Genomic DNA, 9,781 nt, shown 5'->3' with positions numbered 1-9,781 from the left:
GATCGCTGCCCAGCTCGACGACGCGTCGACGGACGAGGCGGCCGCCATCGCCGTCGCCATCGGTGCACACCTCACCGACCGTCAGCGCGCGGCGGCAGCGGCCGCGGCGGCTGCGGCGGCAGACGACGGGGACTCCTGGGACGGCAGACAGTGGTCGTTCTCCGGGCGCGTTGAAGCCACGCAGAAGCGGTCCGTTCGGGTTCGCTCGGACGCGCCGACCGACCCCTGGAGCGCTGCCGGCCGCGCCGAACGGTTCTAATCGCGGACAGTTTTTTGTCAGTTGCTCGGCGACGCCCTGAGTCGGTTTGTGGTCATGTTCCATACTAACATGATTATATATGTAAGTTTGGCCGCTATCTGCGCATAGTTTTATGGGCCGACTCTCAGTATGAGGGCGTATGTTCGATAAGGTGCTCGTCGCTAATCGCGGGGAGATAGCGGTGCGCGTGATGCGCGCATGCGAGGAGTTGGGCATCGGCACAGTGGCCGTCTACTCTGACGCCGACAAGCACGCCGGGCACGTCCGATACGCTGACGAGGCGTACAACGTCGGCCCGGCCCGTGCTGCGGACTCCTATCTCGACCAGGAAGCGATTATCGACGCTGCCAAGCAGGCCGACGCGGACGCCATCCATCCTGGGTACGGCTTCCTCGCGGAGAACGCCGACTTCGCGGAGCGCGTCCAGGAGACGGACGGCGTCACCTGGGTCGGCCCCGAGAGCGAGTCGATGGAGGCACTGGGCGAGAAGACAAAGGCCCGCAAGATCATGCAGTCGGCCGACGTGCCCATCGTCCCCGGGACGACCGACCCGGTCGATGACCCCGAGGAAGTCGTCGAGTTCGGCGAGGAAAACGGCTTCCCGGTGGCCATCAAGGCCGAGGGTGGCGGTGGCGGCCGCGGGATGAAAATCGTCCACGACCCTGAGGAAGCCGAGGAACAACTCGAAAGCGCAAAGCGGGAAGGAGAGGCGTACTTCTCGAACGATTCGGTGTATCTCGAACGGTATCTTGAGAACCCCCGCCACATCGAGGTCCAGATCATCGCCGACCACCACGGCAACGTCCGGCATCTGGGCGAGCGTGACTGCTCGCTCCAGCGCCGCCACCAGAAGGTCATTGAGGAGGGGCCATCGCCGGCCCTGAACGATGCGCTCCGCGAGAAGATCGGCGACGCTGCCCGCCGCGGCGTCCGCGAATCGGACTACTACAACGCCGGGACTGTCGAGTTCCTCGTCGAAGAGGACACCGACCGCGAGCAAGGGGAACTGCTCGGCGAGGAGGCGAACTTCTATTTCCTCGAGGTTAACACCCGCATTCAGGTCGAGCACTGCGTCACCGAGGAGATCACCGACATCGACATCGTCAAGTGGCAACTTCGGGTGGCGATGGACAAGGAGATCACCTTCGAGCAGGACGACGTGGAGATCGAAGGTCACGCGATGGAGTTCCGCATCAACGCCGAGAACGCCGCTGACGACTTCGCGCCCGCAACCGGCGGCAGCCTCGACACCTACGACCCGCCGGGCGGTATCGGCGTCCGCCTCGACGACGCGCTCCGGCAGGGCGACGACCTCGTCACGGACTATGACTCGATGATCGCGAAGCTCATCACCTACGGCGGGGACCGTGAGGAGTGTATCGAGCGCGGGAAACGGGCGCTCAAGGACTTCGACATCGAAGGCATCCCGACTGTCATTCCGTTCCACCGCCTGATGCTCACCGACGAGAAGTTCGTCACCGGGACACACACCACGAAGTACCTCGACGAACACCTCGACCGCACGCGCGTCGAGGATGCACAGGAGAAATGGGGCACAGTCACCGAATCCGACGGAGACGAGGACGAGGAAGTCGTCGAACGCGAGTTCACCGTCGAAGTCAACGGCAAGCGGTTCCAAGTCGACCTCGAAGAGCGCGGCGCACCCCCGATCAACGTCGGCGACGTGGACGCCGACGGCGGGAGCCAGCCACAGCGGCCACGGGGCGGCAGTAGTTCAGACAGCGGAGGCGGCAGTGCCACCGCCGCCGAAGGGCAGGAAGTCGCCGCGGAGATGCAGGGGACGATTCTGGAGGTCAACGTCGAGGAAGGCGACGAGGTCGAGGCCGGCGACGTCCTCTGTGTGCTGGAAGCGATGAAGATGGAAAACGACATTGTCGCCGAACGCGGCGGCACTGTCAACGACGTAGCCGTCAGCGAGGGCGAATCCGTCGACATGGGCGACTTGCTCTTTGTGATCGGGTGAGCGAGCGGCCTGCCCGCCGCGCGCTGCAGACGCCTTTTATTCCGGCCGGTCGAAGCCCCCTCCATGAACGAGACACGCCACCGGGTACTCGATGCACTGGCAGACGGCCCTGTCTCGGGGCCGACCCTCGCCGACGAACTGGACATCTCCCGCTCTGCGGTCTGGAAGCACGTCGAAGCCCTGCGTGACGAGGGGTTCGAGATCCGCAGCGACGATGCGGGCTACGTCCTCGATTCGGTACCGGAGTTCGGGGCGAGCGCGGTCGAATACGGCCTCGACGCGCCGTTCTCCGTCGAGTACCACGACAGCATCCCCAGCACGAACGCTCGTGCCCGCGACCTCGCGGCGGAGGGGGCGTCGGACGTCGTAGTGCTGGCCGACGAACAGACCGGCGGCCGGGGGCGACTCGACCGCGATTGGCACTCACCGAGCGGCGGGGCCTGGCTCTCGGTGCTGTTCCGGCCCGACGTGCCGATGGCCCACGCGCCGGTGTTCACGCTCGCGGCGGCCGTCGCGGTGACGCGGGCGGCCCGCGAGGCCGGCATCGACGCCAGCATCAAGTGGCCCAACGACGTGCTCGTCCGGCGCGGCGAGGAAGAACGCAAGCTAGTCGGCATCCTCACCGAGATGGAAGGCGAGGCCGACCGCGTCTCGTGGGTCGTCGTGGGCATCGGCGTCAACGCGAACGTCGACCCCGCGGACTTGCCCGACGAAGCGAACCCGACGAGTCTCTCGGCCGAGCGCGACGAGCCGGTCGACCGACGGCTGTTCACCCAGCGACTGCTGGAGGAGTTCGACTCGCTGCGCCAGGACACGGAGCAGGTCGTCGAGGCGTGGCGGGAGTACGCGACGACGCTGGGACAACAGGTCCGGGTCGAGACGCCGGGCGGCCCCATCGAGGGCGAAGCCGTAGATATCCAGTTCCCGGGCGCGCTCGTCATCGAGACAGAGTCCGGGACAAAAATCGTTTCAGCGGGAGATTGCGAACATCTCCGTCCGGTTACGGAGTGAGGGCGACGACAGGAGACACGTCACTGTGGGACGCCGGTAGGCTGTTCGTCCTCCGAGATATCCTGTGGCGTCGTCTCGACCGGAACAGTGACGACCGGGACGTGGGCCGACCGGACGACCCGTTCGGCGACGCTTCCCAGCAACAGGCGGTCGATGCCGCCGCGTCCATGGGTCCCCATCACGATGAGGTCACAGTCGTGCTGGCTCGCGTAGTCGATGATTTCCCGGCTCGGGCTTCCCTCGGCCGTGGCTCGCGTGACAGTCACATCGTCGGCAACGAGACGCTCCACCATGTCCAGGGCCATCTCGCCCTCGCGGTGGAGCGAATCGGTGACGCTCTCCCACGTCGGTTCGTGCGGGAGCGTCGAGAACCGGCCGGTGTCGACGACGTACAGCGCGTGAATCTCGCTGTCGTGGGTCGTCGCAAGTGTTTCAGCGTGTGTGAGTACCGCTTCCGACCCCGGCGAGCCGTCTGTCGGCACCAGTATCCTGTCGTACATGCTGTACTATTGTCTGGCTGAAGGGATATAGTTTGGTAACAGGCAACATACAACAATCGAGCAGGATAGAGCTCAGTTCAGCTCTCGGTCCCGTTCGTACTCTGTTGCCCCGGAGCCATCCAGCGCCGGTTCGTCGAGGGCCTGTTCGAGCCGTCGTTCCAGTTCGGCTTCGGTTATCTCCCCGTTGGCGTAACGCTCGGACAGCCGTTCGACAGGGTCTGTCTCGTCGGCACTGGGCGCACCTGCTGTGTGCGTGGCCTGCGTCTGTGACACGTCAGTGGTCGACGCCGTCGCCTCGTCCTGACCGATGAGTCTCGACGCAAACCAGTACACGGCGTAGCCGATAGCCGCCAGCACCCCGATAGTAGCCGCCAGGGAGACGATACCGAATGCGAGGCCGACAAGGCCCCAGAACAGTCCGAACACGAGTCTCACAGCGGCAAGAACGACAATCAGCGACACGACTCCGAGCAGGCCATACAGGAGTATCTTCAGTGGTGTGCTCAGGGCGCGGTCGGTGGTGGAGGGCATCGCCCAAGGATACTATTCCCGCAGTGATAAGAATTATTCCGTCCCGGGGTGGACGACCCGCCGAACGTCGGCCGTCTCCGCCCGGCGAACGACAGCCCGAACCGGGTTTCGCGCCCCGGAGAGGTTGTCCGAATCCCCGTCGAGAACGAGCAGGCGTGCCGGCTGCCCGGGCTTGACCAGACCGCCGCCAAGCCCAGCGATTTCAGCCCCGTTGACTGTGGCCATCCGCAGTACCTCACGGGCGGAAATGTCGTACAGCTTCGCGGTAAACTCCATCTCGCGGAACATCGACGGGCTGTTGAGCATGACGTTGTCCGTCCCGAGCGCGACTGTCGTCCGGTCGGCCAGTTCCTCGACCGGCGGACGGCCCACGTCGGTGACGATGTTCGACCGGGGACAGACGACGACGGGGATTTCGCTGTCGGCGACCCGTTCGAGATGCAGCGACTCGGCGTGAACCATGTGGACGAGGAAGTCGGGGTCAAGGTCGAGCGCGGGGTTGATGTCGGAGCTGTCGACCTCGCCCGCGTGGATGCCGAACAGCTTCCCGGCCTGTCGTGTCGCGCGCCGTTCCGCCCCGAACTCGCTGTCGTTGGCCCCGCTCGCGCCAAAGCCGTCGGCCAATTCCATTGCATCGGTCGTCTCGCGTCCGAGAATGACGCTGTCGAGGTCTGAACCCGCCAGCGCGTCCTGTATCGCGCGGACGCCCTCAACGCCGCCCTCCCGGAACTCGATGAACGCGCCAGTCCCGGACTGCTCCATGAACGACAGCGTCCGCGCCATCGCGGCCACCAGTTCGTCCCGGCTCGCATCGCGGAGTAATCGGTGTTTCAGGCCGTCCGGCGGCGCGACCAGTTCTTCCAGCGAGAGCCCCTCTCCGGCCTCCTTGGCGATTGAATCGCCGATGTGGGTGTGGGCGTTGACGAACGCCGGGACCACGATGTCGTCGCTGTCGACCGCGGTCTCCTCGACGGCGGCTATCTCCCCGTCTTCGACCACGACGCGGCCCTCGACAGCCTCGAACGACCGTCCCGTCAGAATCGTCCCTTCGAGAATCATACTCTCCGTTCGCCCGTTCTCTCAGTTAAACTCATCGAGGGTGGCATGGATACCCGTCCGCACGTCCCGGACTCTGGCCCCGTCGAGATCGAGTCCGAGTTCGCGGATCGCCGCCGAACCGACCCGCTCGCTCTCGTCCGCCGGCGCGTAGACGCCGAGTCGCCACTGGTCGCGCTGGGCGGCGCGGATGGCGTTGACCAGGGTCGACTGCTCGCCGAGCCGGCGGACGTCGCCGTTGACGAGGACACGGCTGCTCGACTCGGTCATCGACGGTTCGGGCGGGATATCGAGCACGACAGCGTCGCTGTCGACGTTCGCTTCGTCGGCGATAGCCGCTCCATCGCGCCGACCGCGTCGTGGTCGGCCGCCAGAATCTCGTCGGGCACGGCACCCCACTCCGCCCAGACGGCGCGCTTGTACAGGTCCCGCTGACTCAGCCGCCGGGCGTACGCTTCCGTCGCGTCACACTGTCGGAGCGCCACGAGCAGGTCGTTGTCGTCCCATCGGCGAAGCGCCTCGGCCGTCGTGTCAGTCGCGGCGAGCAGTTCCTCAGTCCCCCGGCGCAGCATCGACTTGGCAATGCGGGCGACGTGGTGCTGGTAGACGGTGGGGTTCATCAGCGCCCGCGCGAGCAGAAGCGACTCGGCCGTCTGGACGTTCCCCTCGTCCAAGACGAGTTCGCCGTCAACGAAACACAGCTCCCGGACCAGCCGCTCGTGGTCGATGGTCCCGTAGGGGACGCCCGTGTGGTGGGCGTCACGGACCAGATAGTCCATCCGGTCGACGTCCAGTTCGCCGGAGACGAGCTGGCCCAGTTCGCCTTCGCCAGCAACGAGGCCGGCCACGCGGTCCGGATTGAGGCCGTGTTCGGTGAGCACCCGCGCGACAGGACCGTCACCGAGCAGTTCGTCCACGTCGTCGTGGTACTTGCCTGTCCGACGGTGGATGAGCGCCTCGACGTTGTGGCTGTACGGCGAATGTCCCACGTCGTGGAGCAGTGCCGCGGCACGGACCCGTTCGGCCTGCTGGCCCTCAATGCCGAGGTGAGATAGTGCCCGGTCCGCGAGGTGATAAACACCCAGCGAGTGCTCGAATCGAGTGTGGTTCGCCGAAGGGTAGACTAGCGTCACCGTGCCGAGCTGGGAGATGTGCCGAAGCCGCTGGACCGGCGGTGTATCGAGCAACGCCGCCGCGACGCCCTGAATCTCGATGTGGTCGTGGACGCTGTCCTTGATTGTGGTCATTGCCCGGGCCTACGGCGGCGGCCGGCAAAATCGTTCGCCACCGCCCGCGCTGAGAGAGCGGTCGCTTATCGGGGGACCCAGCCGTAGATGTGGTTCAGCATGACGTAGGTCACGAGTCCGAGAAAGAGGCTCAGCCCCCAGGCCGAGACGGCGATGCGGCCCACGCGAGCGTGAATCGTCTCCCTGAGTTCAGCGGGAGAGTGTGTCAGCCCGAGCACGACCGCGTGAACGACGACGGGCACGGACACCGCGGACAGCAGGATATGGATGGCGAGCATCACGATGTACGCCGTCCAGACGATCCCCTCGGCGACGATCTCCTTCTCGAAGCCGCCGCCGACTTTGAGAATATACAGCGCCAGAAACACCATGATGAGGGTGAAGGCGGTTAGCATGCTGCGCGGTGTTTCTGTACTTGGTCGTTCTTGATGAAGTAGACGCCGGCGACGATTGCGAGCAAGGCGATACTGTTGACGACGGCGATTGCGTCACCCAGCAGGATGACGGTGTCGTTCGAGAACTCGGGGAGGGGTAATACGCCACCGAACGCGCCGAACACGAGCGCGTAGCCAACGACCGAGACGACAGCGGTGACGAGCCGCGGACGAGCGCGGGCACGCGACTGGAGTGTGTCTGCGACGGCCATAGTAACAGTTCAGGACCGGAGTGGTAACTGTGTTCTGAAACGGGCGGGAACAGCGGCGCGATTGCGAGCCGGAGCGGTGGCTGCTGACTCGGAAAAACGGCGGGAAATCCGATAGAAGTGTGGCCGAATCAGGCGAAGGTCCGGGAGACGTCCTCGTCGTCGGTCTCCTCCTGCTGGATCTTCTCCCAGGCGTTGTGGAAGTCAGCCATCGTGACCTCGGTGCGGTCGTCGCGGATGGCGAACATCCCGGCCTCGGTACAGATGGCCTTCACGTCAGCACCGGAGGCGTCCGTTATCTCCTCGGCCAGCGCCTCGAACTCCACGTCGTCGGAGACGTTCATGCTGCGGGTGTGGATCTGGAAGATCTGCTTGCGGCCCTCGACATCGGGGTTGGGCACTTCGATGAGGCGGTCGAAGCGGCCGGGGCGGAGGATGGCGCGGTCGAGCATGTCGAAGCGGTTCGTCGCGGCGATGATACGGATGTCGCCGCGGTCGTCGAAGCCGTCCATCTCCGAGAGCAGTTGCATCATCGTCCGCTGGACCTCGGCGTCGCCGGAGGTCTTCGACTCCGTCCGCTTGGCCGCGATGGCGTCGATCTCGTCGATGAAGACGACGGCGGGCTCCTCCTGACGGGCCAGCTCGAACAGGTCGCGGACGAGCTTTGCGCCCTCGCCGATGAACTTGTGGACCAGCTCGGAGCCGGCCATCTTGATGAACGTCGCGTCGGTCTCGTTGGCGACGGCCTTCGCCAGCATCGTCTTGCCGGTGCCGGGCGGACCGTGCAGCAGGACGCCGCTCGGCGGGTCGATGCCGACGTCTTCGAACATCTCGGGGCTCTTCAGCGGCATCTCGACGGTCTCGCGGACCTCCTCCATCTGCTCTTCGATGCCGCCGATGTCGGCGAAGGTGACGTCCGGCGACTGGTCGACCTGCATCACGCGGGCGCGAACGTCGGTCTCGTCGTCGAGCTGTTTGACGATAGAGAGCGAGTTGTTGACGGCGACGCGGTCGTCGGGTTCGAGGTCCTCGCGCATCTCGTCAGTGACCTCTGTCAGGGCCTCCTGGTTGTTGCCGTGCTGTTTGATAATCACGCCGTCACTGGAGAGTTCCTGAACGGTCGCGACAAACAGCGGTGACTGCTTGAGCTTCTTGTTCTCGTGCGTAAGCCGTTCGAGCTTCTGCTGGTACTTGTTGTTTTCCGCGTTCGCGTCCAGCAGCTTGTCGCGCATCTCCTCGTTCTGCGATTCGAGCACCTCTAGCCGCTCCTGCAGCGCCTCGATCTTCTGTTGCTGAGACGCGTCATCGTCGTACGGCATATCGACCTCGTCGACGGTGTCGGTCATTACGACGCCTTTAGTAGGTGTACCGTTATGAGGCTTCGGGTAGTCCCAGAAACTGTATCGCCCGGCGTTCGTCCGGAGGGGGCCGCTACTGGCCGCTTCCTGTCCGTAGGTCTCAAACCGGCACGTTTCTTGGCCCCCATCGAAAACATCTGTCTATGCCAACCGACCGCGAAGAAGTCATCATCGTGGGCGGGGGCGTCGCCGGACTTTCGGCGGCGATATACACCGCTCGCGCCGACCTGTCGACCCGGATTATCTCGACCGGTGAGTCGATACTGAACCGCAATGCTCACCTGGAGAACTACCCGGGGTTCCCGGCGGGGATCAACCCCCGGCTCTTGCTCGAACTCATGCGGGCACAGGCGCGGCGCGCCGGCATCTGGTTCATCGACGGCGAAGCCGAGCAGGTGACGGAAACTGCGGAGGGCTTCGAGGTAACCTGTACCGACGGCGAGTCATACGACGCGACGCACCTCATCGCCGCGTCCTGGTCGGACCCGTCGTATCTGGAGGGGCTGGAACTCTCGCTCATCGACCGCGGGTCGAAGCAGTTCATCTCGACCGACGAGCAGGGCCGGACCGATATCGAGGGGCTGTACGCGGCCGGCCGGCTGGCCGAGCAGCACCACCAGACCATCGTCGCCGCGGGCCACGGCGCACAGGTCGGGCTGACACTGCTAGAGGACTCAGACATCGACTTCTATCACGACTGGACCGCGCCGGAGGGGTATTTCACCGGCCGCGACCGCCCGGTTCCGCCGGGCTGCGAGGAAATCGACGAGGAAGAGCGCAAAGAACGCGAACAGGAGTCACTGGAGGTCATGCGGCGGTACTTCGAGGAGCCGATGCCGGGCGAGCCGACGATGCACCCGAGCGTCGATCAAGATTCAGACTGACCCTGTTTCGAGCGAGCGTGCGATTGACTGCAACCGTTCGATCCGCTCGGCTGTCGGTGGATGGGACCGTGTGTCGATGGACAGCGAATCGCTCGACGCCGCCGTGTCGAACCCGTGTGGGAGAAAGCACAGTCCGCGGACGCCCGCGTACGCGGTGCGCTTATCGGTCCCCGGCCGTTCGTCATTTCCTTCGAGTGTCTCTAACGCCTCGACGAGCGCGGCGGGGTCGCCGGTCAACTGGGCCGCGCTCCGGTCGGCGGCGAACTCCCGAGCGCGTGACAGCGACCGGCCGAGGACGACGACGGGGG

9 protein-coding genes and 2 pseudogenes are annotated in these 9,781 nt (G+C 65.1%); 4 read left to right on the top strand and 7 right to left on the bottom strand.

Translation table 11 applies throughout. The features are described 5' to 3' along the window. Position 1: 1 nt before the first annotated feature. The 3 genes from GJ630_RS18560 to GJ630_RS18550 all read left to right on the top strand — a co-directional run bounded on the left by GJ630_RS18560 (position 2) and on the right by GJ630_RS18550 (position 3,254). Positions 2–259, top strand: a complete 258-nt coding sequence (locus GJ630_RS18560; protein ID WP_371727926.1) for an acc operon protein — start codon at positions 2–4, stop codon at positions 257–259. Positions 260–398: 139 nt separating this feature from the next. Further along, the gene (locus tag GJ630_RS18555) at positions 399–2,243 is read left to right on the top strand and encodes an acetyl-CoA carboxylase biotin carboxylase subunit (RefSeq protein WP_151102980.1); all 1,845 of its coding nucleotides are present in this window, start codon (positions 399–401) and stop codon (positions 2,241–2,243) included. A 63-nt stretch (positions 2,244–2,306) separates the two neighbouring features. Next, positions 2,307–3,254 (top strand): biotin--[acetyl-CoA-carboxylase] ligase, encoded by a 948-nt coding sequence (locus tag GJ630_RS18550; RefSeq protein ID WP_050037649.1) that lies wholly within the window; start codon positions 2,307–2,309, stop codon positions 3,252–3,254. Positions 3,255–3,274: 20 nt separating this feature from the next. On the opposite strand, the gene GJ630_RS18545 is transcribed toward GJ630_RS18550, so the two are convergent. From GJ630_RS18545 to GJ630_RS18520, 6 genes and pseudogenes are all read right to left on the bottom strand, one after another. After that, positions 3,275–3,754 carry a universal stress protein gene (locus GJ630_RS18545; RefSeq protein WP_050037648.1) on the bottom strand — a complete coding sequence of 160 codons (480 nt, stop codon included), beginning with the start codon at positions 3,752–3,754 and terminating at the stop codon, positions 3,275–3,277. A 72-nt stretch (positions 3,755–3,826) separates the two neighbouring features. Further along, positions 3,827–4,285, bottom strand: coding sequence for an SHOCT domain-containing protein (locus GJ630_RS18540; protein ID WP_014039705.1), 459 nt, complete (start codon positions 4,283–4,285; stop codon positions 3,827–3,829). A gap of 33 nt (positions 4,286–4,318) precedes the next feature. After that, entirely contained in the window at positions 4,319–5,344 is a 1,026-nt protein-coding gene (locus GJ630_RS18535) for an amidohydrolase family protein (protein WP_129756091.1), read from the bottom strand. A gap of 21 nt (positions 5,345–5,365) precedes the next feature. Next, positions 5,366–6,588, bottom strand: a pseudogene (locus tag GJ630_RS18530) (HD domain-containing protein). A 65-nt stretch (positions 6,589–6,653) separates the two neighbouring features. Then, positions 6,654–7,234, bottom strand: a pseudogene (locus tag GJ630_RS18525) (DUF420 domain-containing protein). A 128-nt stretch (positions 7,235–7,362) separates the two neighbouring features. After that, positions 7,363–8,577, bottom strand: coding sequence for a proteasome-activating nucleotidase (locus GJ630_RS18520; RefSeq protein WP_014039701.1), 1,215 nt, complete (start codon positions 8,575–8,577; stop codon positions 7,363–7,365). Between the two features lie 155 nt (positions 8,578–8,732). On the opposite strand from GJ630_RS18520, the gene GJ630_RS18515 reads away from it, so the two are divergent. Next, positions 8,733–9,473, top strand: a complete 741-nt coding sequence (locus tag GJ630_RS18515) for an NAD(P)/FAD-dependent oxidoreductase (RefSeq protein WP_191450654.1) — start codon at positions 8,733–8,735, stop codon at positions 9,471–9,473. On the opposite strand, the gene GJ630_RS18510 is transcribed toward GJ630_RS18515, so the two are convergent. Next, positions 9,465–9,781 (bottom strand): M48 family metalloprotease (locus GJ630_RS18510; protein WP_191450653.1); only part of this gene is annotated, 317 nt, incomplete at its 5' end. The genes GJ630_RS18515 and GJ630_RS18510 overlap by 9 nt on opposite strands.

This window comes from Haloarcula sp. CBA1122 (genome assembly GCF_009741785.1).
Classification (GTDB): domain Archaea; phylum Halobacteriota; class Halobacteria; order Halobacteriales; family Haloarculaceae; genus Haloarcula; species Haloarcula hispanica.
This window is presented reverse-complemented; position numbering and strand designations above follow the sequence as displayed.

Excerpts from the sequence above, each read along its gene's own strand:
- GJ630_RS18550 (WP_050037649.1), top strand. The coding sequence starts at position 2,307 with ATGAACGAGACACGCCACCGGGTACTCGATGCACTGGCAGACGGCCCT.
- GJ630_RS18545 (WP_050037648.1), bottom strand. The coding sequence starts at position 3,754 with ATGTACGACAGGATACTGGTGCCGACAGACGGCTCGCCGGGGTCGGAA.
- GJ630_RS18515 (WP_191450654.1), top strand. The coding sequence starts at position 8,733 with ATGCCAACCGACCGCGAAGAAGTCATCATCGTGGGCGGGGGCGTCGCC.
- GJ630_RS18555 (WP_151102980.1), top strand. The coding sequence starts at position 399 with ATGTTCGATAAGGTGCTCGTCGCTAATCGCGGGGAGATAGCGGTGCGC.
- GJ630_RS18535 (WP_129756091.1), bottom strand. The coding sequence starts at position 5,344 with ATGATTCTCGAAGGGACGATTCTGACGGGACGGTCGTTCGAGGCTGTC.
- GJ630_RS18540 (WP_014039705.1), bottom strand. The coding sequence starts at position 4,285 with ATGCCCTCCACCACCGACCGCGCCCTGAGCACACCACTGAAGATACTC.
- GJ630_RS18520 (WP_014039701.1), bottom strand. The coding sequence starts at position 8,577 with ATGACCGACACCGTCGACGAGGTCGATATGCCGTACGACGATGACGCG.